This is a genomic window from Cedecea sp. B1(4) (genome assembly GCF_059414925.1).
This window is the reverse complement of the sequence record NZ_JCAHMZ010000014.1, coordinates 101490-116011: the sequence shown is the minus strand read 5'-3', so window position 1 is coordinate 116011 and position 14522 is coordinate 101490. Positions and strand designations below refer to the sequence as shown.

13 protein-coding genes are annotated in these 14522 nt (G+C 57.7%); 4 read left to right on the top strand and 9 right to left on the bottom strand.

Annotation, left to right across the window (positions count from 1 at the left end):
• Positions 1-70 precede the first annotated feature (70 nt).
• On the bottom strand, positions 71-904 hold the full coding sequence (locus ACR6JA_RS21355) for a transposase family protein (RefSeq protein ID WP_494494385.1): 834 nt from the start codon (positions 902-904) through the stop codon (positions 71-73).
• 361 nt (positions 905-1265) lie between these two features.
• Between ACR6JA_RS21355 and ybiJ the strand changes: the two genes are divergently transcribed.
• Positions 1266-1526, top strand: a complete 261-nt coding sequence (gene ybiJ, locus ACR6JA_RS21350; protein WP_008461011.1) for a DUF1471 family protein YbiJ — start codon at positions 1266-1268, stop codon at positions 1524-1526.
• Positions 1527-1656: 130 nt separating this feature from the next.
• Here ybiJ and ybiB read toward each other — a convergent pair whose 3' ends face one another.
• From ybiB to ACR6JA_RS21320, 6 genes are all read right to left on the bottom strand, one after another.
• The gene (gene ybiB, locus ACR6JA_RS21345) at positions 1657-2619 is read right to left on the bottom strand and encodes a DNA-binding protein YbiB (RefSeq protein ID WP_494494384.1); all 963 of its coding nucleotides are present in this window, start codon (positions 2617-2619) and stop codon (positions 1657-1659) included.
• A gap of 14 nt (positions 2620-2633) precedes the next feature.
• On the bottom strand, positions 2634-4793 hold the full coding sequence (gene dinG, locus ACR6JA_RS21340; protein WP_494494383.1) for an ATP-dependent DNA helicase DinG: 2160 nt from the start codon (positions 4791-4793) through the stop codon (positions 2634-2636).
• 194 nt (positions 4794-4987) lie between these two features.
• The gene (locus ACR6JA_RS21335; protein ID WP_213716005.1) at positions 4988-5386 is read right to left on the bottom strand and encodes a CesT family type III secretion system chaperone; all 399 of its coding nucleotides are present in this window, start codon (positions 5384-5386) and stop codon (positions 4988-4990) included.
• A 2-nt stretch (positions 5387-5388) separates the two neighbouring features.
• Positions 5389-6768, bottom strand: coding sequence for a hypothetical protein (locus tag ACR6JA_RS21330; RefSeq protein ID WP_494494382.1), 1380 nt, complete (start codon positions 6766-6768; stop codon positions 5389-5391).
• Positions 6769-6845: 77 nt separating this feature from the next.
• Positions 6846-7481 (bottom strand): XopG/HopH/AvrPtoH family type III secretion system effector, encoded by a 636-nt coding sequence (xopG, locus tag ACR6JA_RS21325; protein ID WP_213716007.1) that lies wholly within the window; start codon positions 7479-7481, stop codon positions 6846-6848.
• A 20-nt stretch (positions 7482-7501) separates the two neighbouring features.
• Entirely contained in the window at positions 7502-7984 is a 483-nt protein-coding gene (locus tag ACR6JA_RS21320) for a CesT family type III secretion system chaperone (protein ID WP_494494381.1), read from the bottom strand.
• A gap of 228 nt (positions 7985-8212) precedes the next feature.
• Here ACR6JA_RS21320 and ACR6JA_RS21315 point away from each other — a divergent pair, with 228 nt between their 5' ends.
• The gene (locus ACR6JA_RS21315) at positions 8213-8845 is read left to right on the top strand and encodes a response regulator (protein ID WP_008461003.1); all 633 of its coding nucleotides are present in this window, start codon (positions 8213-8215) and stop codon (positions 8843-8845) included.
• Here ACR6JA_RS21315 and ACR6JA_RS21310 read toward each other — a convergent pair.
• Both ACR6JA_RS21310 and ACR6JA_RS21305 read right to left on the bottom strand, forming a co-directional pair.
• A complete protein-coding gene (locus ACR6JA_RS21310) occupies positions 8823-10310 on the bottom strand; it encodes a histidine kinase (RefSeq protein WP_213716009.1) in 1488 nt (495 codons plus the stop codon). The two genes, ACR6JA_RS21315 and ACR6JA_RS21310, sit on opposite strands and share 23 nt — an antisense overlap.
• 45 nt (positions 10311-10355) lie before the next feature.
• Complete coding sequence (locus ACR6JA_RS21305) at positions 10356-10949, bottom strand: RNA polymerase sigma factor (RefSeq protein WP_039291392.1); 594 nt, start codon at positions 10947-10949, stop codon at positions 10356-10358.
• Between the two features lie 262 nt (positions 10950-11211).
• Between ACR6JA_RS21305 and sctW the strand changes: the two genes are divergently transcribed.
• Complete coding sequence (gene sctW / locus ACR6JA_RS21300; RefSeq protein WP_213716010.1) at positions 11212-12387, top strand: type III secretion system gatekeeper subunit SctW; 1176 nt, start codon at positions 11212-11214, stop codon at positions 12385-12387.
• Positions 12388-12414: 27 nt separating this feature from the next.
• Positions 12415-14511, top strand: a complete 2097-nt coding sequence (gene sctV, locus ACR6JA_RS21295; protein WP_213716011.1) for a type III secretion system export apparatus subunit SctV — start codon at positions 12415-12417, stop codon at positions 14509-14511.
• Positions 14512-14522 lie beyond the last annotated feature (11 nt).

The window sequence follows — 14522 nt, the reverse complement described above, 5'->3', positions numbered from 1 at the left end:
AACCACAAAGAGGGAAAAACCACGCTTTTTCCCTCTTTGTCAGCAACCTAAAGCGCCCCAATGGGGCGCTTTAACGACTGGGATTATTAAGCTTCAGCCACGCCTCGGGCGTCAGGTTTTTCAGCCGGCTGCGGATAATCCTTTTATTGAGCAGATCCTCAAACTCCAGCAGCACCGCCCCCAGCCCCAGCCGCTTATCAAAGCGTTCGCCGTTCAGCAGCGCTTCCAGCGCCTGGTGGTAATTGCCCTGCCCGGCTTTTTCCAGCCAGTCCTCCTGCGCCGCAGCCTGTAAAGGCACGCCTAGCGCCCCTGCAAGCTTGTGCGTAAAAGAGCAAGATTTTGCTGTTAAAGAAAGCACGGAGAGCGGCAACCCTTCCCGCAAAAAGCCCACCAGCGGCTCAGCCACCTCTTCACTGCCGCGCTCACGCAGCGCAACGGCCATATAGCCGGAAGTTCTTTCGCTGAACACCAGCAGTTCACCTTGCTTATGGCTAATCGTCTCCGGCAGCGAGAAGGTATCCAGCGTAAAATGGCCCGGCGTCTGGCTGATCGCTGGCTTAGCCATGCGCGACAGCTGCCAGTTTTGCAGCATACGGCTGACGCTTGCGCGGGAAATCCCCTGCTGAATCAGTAAGCGAGCAGCTTCGAGAAGTTCATCGAGGGAAAGCGCCAGGCGCACGCGCAGGAAGATCAGCATCGATTCCTGCTCGTGACTTAACGCCCGATGAATGGTATTCGGCCGGTGAGATTTGTCGTAACAGTCGTCGCGTTTACGCCAGCGCCGGACGGTATCGACCGAAATGTTCAGCTCCTCCGCCAGCTCGCCGTCCGTTTTCGCGGATTCCTGAATGTACTTTCGCGTACGCGGCGTTGTTGTGGCGTTGGAGTGCAGCTTTATCTCCATCGAACCTCATCCGTCGGGTTAAAAAGGAAAGAGAACAGTATAAAAGCTTCCTTGCCAGCTTACTGCGCAAATCATCAACATCAGGCTGAAAAAGAGGCGCAAGCGATTGCTCATCAGGTAAGACCAGCATTGGCAAAAAGAGTAGCAAAATGTGCGCAAACTAAGTGTTTCCAGGGTTAACGTCACGCAGCGAAACTATTAACCCCGTAATTATCATTTATTTCAACACGTTATAACTAATTCAATTTTTTTGATTAAGGTCGTCAATTCTCTTCGATTTATTCTTCCACAGAAAAGTGTGACCATAATCACATCGACGGAACAACGTCACCTTAACAGAACAACCTGCGAGAATTTAGCCATGAAAACCATCAAATATGCTGTAGCTGCAATTGCTCTTTCTACCCTGTCTTTCGGTGCTTTCGCTGCCCAATCCGTAAACGAAGCCCAGGCGCAGAACCTGAATAAAATTGGCGTTGTTTCCGCCACTGGCGCAACAACCCTGGATGGCCTGGAAGCAAAACTGGCGGCTAAAGCAGAAGCCGCTGGCGCAAGCTCTTACGCCATTACCTCTGCCAACACCGAAGGCCAAATGAGCGGCACCGCGGTTATCTACAAATAATCCCGCGCTCAAGTTATACCCTCATCATGGCTGGTACCCTCATCGGCCTTGATAGCACTACCCTTGTTTAACCCTGATGTTACCCTTGTTTGCCCGCGATGCCTGTCGCGGGCTTTTTTTTGTTTGGCCTTCAGAAAACTTCAGCCACTCGCGCCAGACCGGCCTCAAGCGTCGCAGCCTCTCCGGTAGCGACCAGGCAACAGGCCATCTGAATTTTCAGCGACTGCGGCACCGGCTCAACGCCCGCCACGCAGCGCTCAATCCAGCGGGCGGTGACTTCAGGATCTTTGCCTGATGGCAGCACGACGCCTTCGTGTTCGGCTTGCCGCTCGCTCACGATGCGGGCGCCCTCTCCATCAATCAGCGTTATTTGCGGGCAGCGCTGCGGGTTGGCGTACACTTCACCTTCGGTGCCGTGCATTAACAGCCCCCGCCCGCCGATATCAGCAAAAAACTTCGCCACCTTCGGCACATATTCCGGGTGAGAAACGCTGGCCAAACGCAGCGCGGCCTCCTCCTCAAACGGCGTGGCCAGCTTCGCCAGCGTGTGCGCGCTGTTACGCACCCCCATGCGCCAGCGCATTGCCAGCTGGTTTTCCATCGGCGGGCAAAGCGCGCCAATCGGCAGATAGACGGGATGATGAGATTCAAGCTTCGCCTGCGCCTGCCCGGCGTGGCGGGTCGGCTCAATGCCCAACAGCGTAAAAATGGTTTCCGTCAGCACTCGGGTGGGATCTTCACTCACGCCGTGGATCACAACCGGGTAACCCAGTTTGTTGAGCAAAAGCGCCAGCAGCGGCGTGAGGTTAGCCTGCTTGCGGGCGCCGTTATAGGAAGGAATGACAATCGGCATCGGCTTGCCGGGCGGCGGCGTGAGCGTAATGACATGCTGCTTCATCGCCTCATAAAAACCGAGCATCTCCGCTTCGCCTTCGCCCTTAATACGCAGGGCAATCAGCACCCCGCCCAGCTCAAGGTCAGGCACTTCGCCCTTCAGCATGTGGCTATACAGCCCGCGCGCGGTATCAAAATCGAGATCTCTGGCGTGGTTTTTCCCACGGCCAATTTCTTTAATGATTTTGCGATAGTCCATTCAGACTCTCCTTGCTATTTCTTGCTCACACGTTTGCGCCGTACAGTGTGTTTCGGCGTCGTTATTATCATTTTTGCTTCCGGCGCGTCGGGCTGTTCAATCGGGAACACCGGCAGCGCGGCCAGCAGACGCTCGCCGTAGCGTTTACTCAGCAGGCGGCGGTCGTAAATGACTATCTCACCATAGCAGGCGTGGCTGCGAATTAAACGCCCAACTTGTTGAATCAGATTAAAAGAGGCGCTGGGCAAACTCTGCACTTCAAAAGGATACCGGTTGAGGCTTTTCAGCCACTCCCCTTCGGTGACCACCACCGGGCTGTCTACCGGCGGGAAGGCAATCTTATGAATGTGCACCTGAGTCAGCAGCTCGCCTTTCAGATCCAGCCCTTCGGCAAAAGATTGCAGGCCAATCAACACGCTGGTTTCCCCGGCCTGAACGCGCTGGCGATGCAGTTCCACCAGCCGGTAACGGGGCTGATCGCCCTGCACCAGCAGCATCAGCCGCAGATCGGTGACGTGGGTTAAAAACTGCTGCATAGCGCGGCCGCTGGCGAACAGCACCAGCATCGCTTTATGCTCGCCCTGTGCCAGCTGCGCCCGGAAGAAGGCCGCCATCTCGGCAATATGCTGCGCCTCGTGCTCCATCAGCGGCTCAAAGCGCATTTTAGGGATAACGATTTTCCCTTGCTCAATATGATTAAACGGCGAGTCCAGATGGATAAACCGGTCGCCCGCTTTCTCACGCAGGCCGCTCATCTCCTGCAGGCGATCAAAGCGGTTGAGCGAGCGCAGCGTGGCGGAGGTCACAATCACATGCGGCACTTTGCGCCACAGCATTTTTTCCAGCTGATCGCTGACGCGGATCCCCACGCAGTGGAAGAACAGATGCGGCTGCCCCTCGCGGACTTCACGCGTCACCCACTTCGACACCGGCGCGCCGGAGGCCTGCTCCATCGCCGCCAGCTTCCACAGCTTGCTCTGCGCTTCAAAGAAGCCTAGCGCCCGGTTCATTTGCAGCAGCGCCCGGTGCAGGCGCACGATATCGTGGCTGGCGGTTTTTTCGCTCAAATCATTGAGCAACGCTTCCGACAGGCCGCGCAGCGCCTCCATCAGCTTCGCGAGGCGCTGGCAAATCACCATGATCTCTTCGGGCAGGACGCCCATTTCAAAGCGGTGTTCGCCTTCCCGTTCCCCCGGCAGCCAAAGGCTAACGATCGCGTTAAACGACTGCAGCAGTTCGTACACTCCGTCGCAGTGATTGGTCAGGCGTTCAGGCACGGTCAGCGGCGGCGGGCTTTTGGGCCGGAACTGCGCCATGCAGGTTTCCACCAGCTTGCTGAACAGGTCGAGCTGCAGGCGGCTGTAGCCCGGCGTTATCTCCGCGCTCATCTCCAGCGCGTCGCGGGCAACGTCCGCCAGATGATGGCCTTCGTCCAGTACCAGCAGCAGATTTTTCGCCTCCGGCAGCACCGCATCGCTTTCCAGCGCCGCCATCACCAGCGCGTGGTTGGCCACAACCACTTCCGCCTCGTCGATTTCCCGGCGGGCCACAAAGAACGGGCACTCTTTATACCAGTGGCAGTTTCGCCCCAGGCAACTGGCTTTATCGGTGCTTAGCCGCCGCCAGAGATCGTCGTCAATCGCCTCATCGGTGTGATCCCGCAGCCCGTCCCATTTATAGCCGTCGAGGCTGGCTTTAAGTTTGGCGCAGCGCTGCTGTTCGGCTTTGCTGGTCGGCGACATTTCATCGTCCAGAAACGCCAGCAGATCGCCCTGCGTAAAGTTATCGGTCGCCAGCGCGGCCAGATTGCGCGGGCACACGTAACGCCCGCGGCCAAAGGCGGCGGTAAACTTCAGATCAGGAATGATTTTGCGCAGCAGCGGCAGATCTTTACTGTAAATTTGATCCTGCAGCGCCACGTTGGCGGTGCTGACCACCAGCGTTTTTTGATCCCCTCTGGCGATAGCAATGCCGGGGATCAGGTAAGAGAGGGTTTTGCCGACGCCGGTCGGCGCTTCAATAGCCAGATGCCGCCCTTCTTCACCGGCAAGGGTCTTCGCCACCTCGGCGATCATCTGCCGCTGAGGCGCTCGCGGAATGAAATCCGGGATCTGCTGCTGTAACGCCTTATACCAGGCACCTATTTGCGCTTTTTGCGCCGACGACAAAGCCATAACATCACTTCTTTCTCTGGATAATTTAAGTCACAGAACGGCGTCTGTGGCTCGAATTATGACGAGATACTGTATAAACAGCCACTACTGTTTTACGTTTACTCCCTGACCCTGTCGTTTTTTGCCTCTTCCGGGAGGTTCACTCAGAAAAACGTTTTAACCGCACAGAGGCGGCTAAAACGTGAGGATCGCGGCTAAACCAACCACGCGGCCAGCTTTTCGGCCTGCTGCGCAAAGCGGTTAAACAGCCGCTTGAGCACTTCCGGCTCCAACTGATGGAACGGCAGACTGCTCCACTGCACAACCTGCTGCTGGTCGGGAAGCAGCCCGGTGAGCACCGGGGGATAATCCATCCCCAGCAGATTAGCCTGCAGCAGCACCGTCAACGTGTCGGTGTCACTCAGCCGGGTGGGCTGAACGGGCAGCATGCAGCTCAGCAGCAGGTGTCCAACCGGCGATTCGCTGATCTCCAGCGTTACGGCCTCGCCCAGCTCAACGGAATAGCCTTCTGCGTTCTCAAGCTCGACTCTTTGCCCCAGCTCATCGGTCAACAACGGCTGCAAAACTTGCGCTAATTTTGAAGGTGCAGGCATCGTTAGTTACCTATGATTCGCCGGAAAGCGGCAGTGACTGAGTTAGATCTAGGCCGGGTTCGGGCCGGAGCTGGTGCGGTGCCGTAGACATCAGGCGGAATAACCGGCGGCTCACGGTAAACCGGTCGGCTTGCCATCGCGTGCATAGGCGCATGGGCGTGCACAGGCGGTGGGCCATAGCTGTAAACCGGCGCGGCAGCTGGCGGTGGGCCGTAGCTGTAAACCGGTGCAGCCGCTGGCGGCGGGCCGTAGTTGAACGCGGGGGCATGACCCGGCAGCGGAACCGTGCTGTACATCCCTCCTAGCGCGGGAGGCGGTGGGGCATAAATAGGCATCGGGGCCGGGCGAATATCGACGGAGTTTGCCCGGCGACGAGGGGCTGCGGGGGGAACCGCATTGGATGCCGTTCTCGGGCGGCGGCCACGGGAAGAAGATTCCGCGGCGAACGATTCCGTGCGCTGACGAGGCCGATCGTTACTGGTGAACGTTGGCGCAGGTGTCCCACGCTGCTGCGCATCTACCGCAGCCTGAGGCCCGATCATTCGGGAACGCATCTGCCCGACGGAAAGCGTCTGGTCAAAATGCTGCACAACGCCCCGGCTGTCGCTGCCATCGTACTGAATACCCAGGTTGTTGGAGGCGTGACGCTGCACGTATCCAGGCCCCGCCACCACCGAGTCCCGCAGCTTTTCAGGGCTTAGCTTCGCGAGTTTTGGCGCCGCCTTGCGGAACGCTTTATCCACTTCCGCCTGCGTCGCTTTCTCGCCACGCAGCAGCTTCTCGCGGACATCATCGTCCCGGTGGCCAACAGGATACGTATGCAGTACGTGGTAACTGTCGCCGAATTTCGCGTCTTCTATTCGCATGGCTCGGCCAAATTCCGGCCAGGGGTCGGACACCACAGACCGCCCGTTCTCCCGCGGATCGCCGATGATCACAAAAGCGTGGTCGACATCGCGGTTATGCACCACGGAAACCGGCTGTTTGACGCGGGAGTTCGCCAGCAGTAGCGCATTCACCGCCGCCATTTCGCCGCAGTTTCCCGCTCGAAACTTAGAGGCCTCCCAGGCGCGCACGGTGTAGTCCCCGTTACCCGTTCCCTTCTGCGACAGAAGCGTTCGCTTATAGGATTCGGCCATCGTGGCGCGAACGTGGTTCTTTTGGTTACCCGATCCCATGTCCAGAATGCGCCAGGTATCATCTATTGCCTTATTGGCGTAATAGAGCGCGTCCGCCCGCCGCGACGAGACGTTCACGGTGCAATCGAAATGCTGAGGGTTATTAGGCTCCAGCGCGAGGCGCATGGAGACCCGTCTGTTTGAGTTACCGCTTATCAGGCCTGGATCGACCCTCAGGCTGGTATCAACGTTGTTTAACGGCATGATATCTCCCCACTTTAGTTGTTGCGTCAACAGGCTATGTGGGGAGAGCGGCGCGGTGGTTCCTGCTGCGGAAGAATTTACCCTGCGGCGTACTGCCCGCGCAGCGGCAGGCCGTGCTCATGGCGAATACCGTTTTCGGACAGCGCTTCACCCGCATACTTGCCGATGCCCACCGCGCGGGATTCCTCCTGCCCGGCCGGCGAGCCCGTATCGTAACGGTCGGAAGTCCCGCCAGTGTATGTCCCCTTCATCATGCGATAGCCGTGAACCAGCTCATGGGCAAGCGACACAAAAGCCAGCGAGGGATCGTCCAGCAGGCTTGGGCGGCCGTGGGCGTCGATAGCCACAGACTGCCGCGGATTCCAGTCGACGCTTACGCTGGTCCCCTCGCCTTTTTTGCCGAGTGGCTGTTTTTGGGCCAATTGGGTTGCTTTTTTATTGTGCCCCTTATCGTACTCGCTGCCGGAGAGGTGAAACCGGCGAACCTGAGAGTCGGTCAGCACCGGGCGGGCAACCGTATTCGCCATCGCCGTGACCTTCACCTTAACGTACCGGCCCTGGGTGCTGAGGTTACGCAGTTCGCCCACCAGGCTTCTGCCATTGGGCCGACTGAGCAGCTTATGCAAAGCGCTTTCGGCAGCGAGATAATCTTCCGGGCGGTGATATTCAATGGCGATATGTGGCGCCACGTGGCTGGCAGAAATCGTACTCATCTTTTCCCCCTGGTTGGACGTTAACGTCGCAGCATCAGCGCTTCAATCTGACGGCGCTGAAGCCGATCTTTTTCTGTCTCCGGTGCAGCCTGGCGCTCATGCGGTGCGGCAGGCTGGCACCATCGGCCAATCACCGACAGCGTCCAGCTCAACCGCTCCAACAAAGGCAGCAGCGTGTCGAAATGCAGCTCGTCCAGCGGCAACGCCGCCCAGACCACCAGCTGTGCACGCTCTTTATCGGCGGCAACGGTGATGGCTGGCTGCTGGTCAATGTTCAGGTTGGCCTGTAACAGCTCGAGAAGCAGCGCCTCGCCGGGATTGTCCGGCAGCGCCAGCAGGCCCATCATCGCCAGCGTCAGGTTTTCCGTCAGCTCCAGGAAAACCTGCTGGCCGCCGTCGAGGGTTAACGAGTAGTAGCCCTGGGCGTTGAACACAATATCGGGGACATTCAGCTGTTTAAACAGCGGCTGGAGTTTGTGGTAGAGCTGCTCGGCAATCATCATGATTTCACCTGTCTCAGTCAGGAACATGGGGCGTAAGTGGCAGACAGACGGAGCGGGTTCCGGGGGGAACTTGTAACAAGCTGCAACCTTATCACCCCCCGGCAAAGCTAGATTCGCCGCGGCGAGGCTGCTATGTTCATTTAACACGCGTCTTTGCAATTCGTGCGTGATAATTATTTTTATAAAAAAGAAAGATTTAATAACTATAAATTATGGATGACAGACGGTATGGCAATCAGACTCCTCCTCGCGGACGATCACATTTTGATGCGCGAGGGACTGAAACAGATTTTTTCACTGGATAAGAAAATCAAAGTGGTGGCGGAAGCAGGCTGTGGCAAAACGGTGCTGTCGCTGCTGACGGAAATCGATGTCGATGTCCTGCTGCTGGATCTCTCCATGCCCGGCGACTCCGGGCCGGAGCTGGTGCAGCAAATCACCCGCCTGTGGCCGATGCTGCCGGTGCTGGTGCTGAGCATGCACAACGAGCCGCAAATCGCCCAAATGGTCCTCGCCAGCGGCGCCCACGGCTTCATTACTAAAGATCAGGCCCCACAAACGCTGCTGCACGCCATCCATCGCGTCGCCTCCCGCCAGCGCTACATTGATCCCTCCCTGGCGGAAGCCATCGTCTTTTCAACCCAGGAAAACGACCAGCTTCGCCGCTACGCCACACTATCCCAGCGCGAGAAGCAGATCCTTCGCCTGCTGAGCAGCGGCGAAAACATCAATGGCATCGCAGAAACCCTAAGCATCAGCAACAAAACGGTCAGCACCCACAAGACCCGGATGATGGAAAAAATGCAGTTCGACAACAACGCCGACATCATCAAGTTTGCTATTCGCTATCATAAACTTTAGCCGGCGCCGGCAGGGCATAAGGGATCTCGATATGCACGCAGCTCCCTTTGCCCGGCGCGCTGTGGATGTTAAACGTCCAGCCTTTCATCATGCAGCGTTCCCGCATACTCAATAACCCAAAGGCCCCGTCGGAGACCTGGCCGGGATCAAATCCCTGCCCGTCATCATTGATACAAATCAGCACGACTTTGCCCTTTGTGAGCACCTTCACCTCCACTTCCCGCGCTTTGGCATGCCGCTGCACATTGGTGAGTGACTCCTGCACCACGCGAAAAATCGCGGTGACCTCATCGTCACACAGCGACATCGGCAGCGGCTGAATCGTCAGCGTACACACGCCGGAACGGTGCTTGTTGAACTGGTCCCGCAGCCAGATAAGCGCGGGTTTCAGCCCCATGTTCAGCACCGCCGGGCGCAGTTGGGTGGCGATATCGCGCACCACTTTGATGGTGCCATCCACCAGTTGCGTCAAAGGTTCAACTTCATGCTGCAGCGCAGGATGATTCTGGCCCAACAGCGAAATCCCCACCCGCAGCGAGGTCAGGTGCTGGCCCAGCTCATCATGGATTTCCCGCGCCATATGCTTGCGCTCGTTTTCGACGCTGCTTTGCAGCTTTTGGGTCATCTGCCGCAGCTGTTCGTGAGTCTGCCGCACCTGCTGTTCGGCAAAATATTGCCGGGAGGCGGGACGAGCGATCACCAGCACGGACTTCAGCGTCTGCTGCTGGGTAAATTCAGGAATAAAACGCGCCTGGTAGATTCTCGACACCCGCAGGTCGGATCGCACGCCGTGCAGCACGGCCTCCAGCTGAATATGCTTACTCAGCACCAGCTGCAGCGACCAGCTGATTTGCTCCATCAGCGTCGAATCCCCGATAAGCGAGTTTATCTTCAGCCCGATGGCCGCCGCGCTCTTGGGCATGCACTGCAGCGCCGTTTCGTTGGCATAGAGCAGCCGCTGTTCACTGTCCACGCGCAGAATCGCATCCGGCATATTGTCCAGAATGTCGCGAAGTTCGTTTTCACGATCGTAGTAAAAACGATGGATATCATTGCGATAGCGGGTATCGCACACCACCATCATCACCCAGTTCTGCCGCTGAAACTCGAATCGGCTCGGGCAAACCTCGACCGGAATAGCCTGCGTTGACGCCTGAAACCGAGCGTTAATTTTATCGCCGTAAGGCGAATGTTCTGGCCGATCCAGCTGCTGCTCAACCACCGCCAGCAGCGGCAGGTCGCCGTAGCCTCGCAGCCGGGTAAAAATATTTTCGCCTACCAGATGCCCGGCCCTTGCCTGGCCGGCACCTTCCGGCAGGCAAAGACTGAGCGCCTTGTGGTTGGCAAAAACAATATTGAAATCCCTGTCAACAATGAAAACCAGCTCGCGCATGCTATTGAAAGCGGCGCTCAGCAATGCCTGAGTATCATTGGGCCGTGGGTGCGGCCCGCCGTCTTGTTTCATAGAGTGTGATTCTTCTCGTTCAGGGAGTAACGAAGCACCGCTCGCTCAGTTCAGGCTGTCCCACCCCAGATCCTGTTTCAAAGACTGTCGGAGACGGGAAAGACGGGAACGCACGGTGCCAATAGGAATAGTCATCCGGTCAGCCGCTTCCTGGTAACTGATATCGTGATCAACGATCAGCTGTAATAATTGCTGATAATCTTCAGGGAGTTGCGCAATGCGCTGCAACACTTTCGACAGGATGTCCTTACCCTCAGTCACCCCTTCCGGCTGCTCCGAATGCAGCAGCGTACCGAGCACATCATCGTTTAACTCATCGTGCAGGTAGCTCACTTTGACGGATTTATAGTGATTTTTCACCAGGTTTACCGCAATCCCGAACATCCAGGTTTCCGGGCGCGACGTGCCGCAAAACTTGTGCTTATTGCGAATCACCTCATACCAGGTGTTCTGCACAAGGTCTTCTATATCGGCAAAATTTGCCACGCGTTTACGAATAAAATTGTACAACCGCTGTTCGTTGTCGCGCATTACGCGCTCCCAGTTAACCACCGGAAACTCGCCCTGTACAACGTTGGACTCAAAAGCAGACTGCGCATCCGGGAAAACCTGTGATTCGAAATCAAACATTGCTGACATAGTGAACACCTTTTTATGGAATAGATTCAGGAGTTCGTCCTATAGCAAGCGCCGTGCCAGCGAAAAATATCAACTTAACATATTGATTCATGACAATTAATTTTTATTAATCAGATAAATATGAGCAAAAACACACACAGCCCGAAAACGGGTTTGTGCAACTTTTTACACATCCCCAGCGACGGAAATTTTTTATTTGTCGGGGAACCGCCCCAGGCCTTAGCCCACACACTGACAGGCGAATCGGGTAAGGCACACCGCAATGAACATGAGAATCCCCCAGCACCACCATCACCACAATCTGCGTCTTGAAACCGAACAGGCGGACGCCCTGGTCGATGAGCTAATCAGCGACAGCAATAACGATAAGAGCGCGGCGAGCAGTTCCTCGTCCGCCACTCGTGCAGCGCCCGCACCGCAGCGGCCCGGGGCCGCTCAGGAGTCGATGGCGTCAACTTTTGCGGAAAGCATCGAACAGAAAATCAAACATGAGGAACAGCGCACGCAGGCCACCCAGCTGCGCCGTATCTCCGTGGCGGCAATCAAGGTCACTCACCTTGTAGAGCTGGGGAAACTGCTAGAAAGCCCGTCGGGGAAAGAGCAGGCCGAGCAGGAATCGGCTTTTGAACGGATGCTGTCGGGTGGCGATGGAAAGACCCCGACGCTGGATGATTTGCTCGAACAGGCCAATCACGACCCGGCCTCCGCGTTTGTCACCCTCAGCCTGATGGCCATGCGCCTGCGCAACGGCAGCAACCCGGCGCTGGCGGCACGCGTCGAGCAAATGCTTGCCGACCTGCAGCAGCAGCACCCGGAAAAAATTAACGCCGGGGTGAATACCGCCCCGGCAATTGCCGCCTTCAGCAGCGATCCGGCGCAGAAGCGCGAAATGCGCAAGCTCTATTACAGCGGTGTGATCAACCAGCAGTCCGCCGACAACATCATGGACGTGCTGCTGGACAAGTTTGGCGTCGATGGTTTCGTGCCTGCATTACGTACGCTGCAGCGCGCGCTTTCCGATGACATCGCCGCCCTGGCCCCTTCCGCCCCGCCGACGGCCCTGCGCCGCCTGCTTTCCGGGCTGAACGACACCCGCGCCATTACGCACACTTTGTCGGAAGTCGCCCAGTTCCTCGACCGCCTGAAGAGCAAATATTCCCACGTCACGATGGGGGCCGATGTCATGACCCGCTCCTTGCTCAGCATGTGCCGCAACGGCTTCTATTCCCGCGACCTGACCCAGCTTGGGCTGCAGGTGGTGGGCGAAAAACCCCTGCAGCAGTCGCTCTTTTTCAACGGCCTGCTGACGCTGCTCCAGGCGCTGCCGGAGAAAATTTGGGGCGGGAACGATGAAACACGCAGCAACGCCCTGCTTCTGCTCCGCACCCTCAACGGCGAATACGCCGCGTGGGAAAAACGTAGCCAGCTGGCGCAGTAAACGGACTTTACCAGGATTGAATAGCCCATGAACGCTTTGTTTAACCTTCTTAACCGGCTGGCAATAACCGCCATGCAACGCTCCGAAGTCGTCGGAGCTTTCATCGCGCTGGCGGTGGTGTTCATGCTGATCATCCCGCTGCCGCTGGGGCTGATTGACGTCCTGATTGCGGTCAACATCAGCGTGTCATGCCTGCTTATCATGACGGCGATGTACCTGCCCAAACCGCTGGCGTTCACCACCTTCCCGGCGGTACTGCTGCTGACCACCATGTTCCGCCTCGGGCTGTCTATCTCCACCACGCGCCAGATCCTGCTGCAGCAAAACGCCGGGCATATCGTCACCGCCTTCGGCAACTTTGTGGTCGGCGGCAACCTGGCGGTGGGGCTGGTGGTGTTCCTGATCCTGACGGTGGTGAACTTCCTGGTGATCACCAAAGGCTCAGAGCGCATCGCCGAAGTGGCCGCCCGCTTTACCCTCGATGCCATGCCGGGCAAGCAGATGTCTATCGACAGCGACCTGCGCGCCGGGCTGATCAACGTCCAGCAGGCCAAAAGCAAACGTGAAGATCTGGCGAAAGAGAGCCAGCTTTTCGGGGCAATGGACGGCGCCATGAAGTTCGTGAAAGGCGATGCCATTGCCGGGATCGTGATCCTCAGCATCAACATGGTGGGCGGCTTCTGTATTGGCGTGCTGCAGCTGGGCATGGCCGCAGGCGACGCCGCCAATGTCTACTCCATTCTAACCATCGGCGACGGCCTGATTGACCAGATCCCGGCGATGCTTATCTCCCTGACCGCCGGGATGATGATCACCCGCGTGTCGGCCAACGAAGACATCCCCAACAACAACATTGGCCGCGAAATCAGCGACCAGTTGACCAACCAGCCCAAGGCCTGGATCATGTCCGCCATCGGCATGTTCTGCTTCAGCCTGCTGCCGGGCATGCCCACGGCGGTGTTTATCGTGCTCGGGATAATCACCCTGGGCTCGGGGCTGTTCCAGCTGTGGCGCGCCAAACGCGCGGCGGCCACCACCACCGGCGGCGAAATTGTCGCTCCGGAAGCCAACGGCGAAGAAGATATTCGTACCTTCAACCCCAGCCGCCTGTTTGTCCTCAGTTTCTCGTCGGCTCGCGCCGGTGACCCGGCGGCCATGGCGCTTATCGAAGACATTCGCCGCCTGCGTAACCGCATCGTGAACCAGTACGGCTTCACGCTGCCGGTCTTCAACATCGATTTCTCGCCATACCAGCCTGACGATGAATTTCGCTTTCTGGTGTATGAAGTGCCGAAAGTGATTGGCACCTTCAGCTCAAGCAAGCGGGCGCTGGACTACCGCCTGCTGGCCCAGGAAGAGACCGGCACCGAACTCAGCACCGAAACCTATCCGCAGGAAAAAGGCTGGGCATGGCTGGAAGAAAACGATCCGCTGCTGGATAAATTCCAGATGGAATCCTGGAGTTCGCACCAGCTGCTGCTGGCCCGCATGGAAGAAGCGCTCTTTGCCAGCGGCCCGCGCTTTATCGGCCTGCAGGAGACCCGCGCCATTATCTCGTGGCTGGAGATGGACCTGCCGGAGCTGGCGCAGGAATTCCAGCGCATCTTCCCGATCACCCGCCTGAGCGCCGTGCTACAGCGCCTGGTGGCCGAACGTATTTCGCTGCGTTCGGTGCGCAGCATCACCGAATCGCTGATTGTGCACGGCCAGCACGAGCGCGATGTGGGCCTGCTGGTCGACCAGGTTCGCATCGACATCAAAGAACACATTTGCCACCAGTACAGCCACGACGGCGGGATACAGGTTTGGCTGCTGACACCGGAAACCGAAGAGATCCTGCGCGACAGCCTGCGCCAGACGCAGAACGAAACCTTCTTCGCCCTCAGCCAGGACAAACACGCCCTGCTGCTGGACCAGCTCCGGGAAGTGTTCCCCCTGTTCCAGCGGCAAACCAGCGTGCTGCTGTCCGCCCAGGATTTACGTAGCCCGCTGCGCCTGCTTATCCAGGACGAATTCCATCACGTCCCGGTGCTGTCCTTCGCCGAGCTGCAATTTAACCTGCCGGTCAACGTGCTGGGGCGCATTGATATTCACGAAAACGCGCTTGACGCCTTCACTGCATAAAGGGTGCTGCC

What these genes read in the sequence shown, in the direction of transcription:
- ybiJ (WP_008461011.1), top strand. Translation starts at nt 1,266, where the DNA reads ATGAAAACCATCAAATATGCTGTAGCTGCAATTGCTCTTTCTACCCTG.
- ACR6JA_RS21320 (WP_494494381.1), bottom strand. Translation starts at nt 7,984, where the DNA reads ATGATGATTGCCGAGCAGCTCTACCACAAACTCCAGCCGCTGTTTAAA.
- ACR6JA_RS21355 (WP_494494385.1), bottom strand. Translation starts at nt 904, where the DNA reads ATGGAGATAAAGCTGCACTCCAACGCCACAACAACGCCGCGTACGCGA.
- ACR6JA_RS21310 (WP_213716009.1), bottom strand. Translation starts at nt 10,310, where the DNA reads ATGAAACAAGACGGCGGGCCGCACCCACGGCCCAATGATACTCAGGCA.
- ACR6JA_RS21315 (WP_008461003.1), top strand. Translation starts at nt 8,213, where the DNA reads ATGGCAATCAGACTCCTCCTCGCGGACGATCACATTTTGATGCGCGAG.
- ybiB (WP_494494384.1), bottom strand. Translation starts at nt 2,619, where the DNA reads ATGGACTATCGCAAAATCATTAAAGAAATTGGCCGTGGGAAAAACCAC.
- xopG (WP_213716007.1), bottom strand. Translation starts at nt 7,481, where the DNA reads ATGAGTACGATTTCTGCCAGCCACGTGGCGCCACATATCGCCATTGAA.
- sctV (WP_213716011.1), top strand. Translation starts at nt 12,415, where the DNA reads ATGAACGCTTTGTTTAACCTTCTTAACCGGCTGGCAATAACCGCCATG.
- ACR6JA_RS21335 (WP_213716005.1), bottom strand. Translation starts at nt 5,386, where the DNA reads ATGCCTGCACCTTCAAAATTAGCGCAAGTTTTGCAGCCGTTGTTGACC.
- sctW (WP_213716010.1), top strand. Translation starts at nt 11,212, where the DNA reads ATGAACATGAGAATCCCCCAGCACCACCATCACCACAATCTGCGTCTT.
- dinG (WP_494494383.1), bottom strand. Translation starts at nt 4,793, where the DNA reads ATGGCTTTGTCGTCGGCGCAAAAAGCGCAAATAGGTGCCTGGTATAAG.
- ACR6JA_RS21330 (WP_494494382.1), bottom strand. Translation starts at nt 6,768, where the DNA reads ATGCCGTTAAACAACGTTGATACCAGCCTGAGGGTCGATCCAGGCCTG.
- ACR6JA_RS21305 (WP_039291392.1), bottom strand. Translation starts at nt 10,949, where the DNA reads ATGTCAGCAATGTTTGATTTCGAATCACAGGTTTTCCCGGATGCGCAG.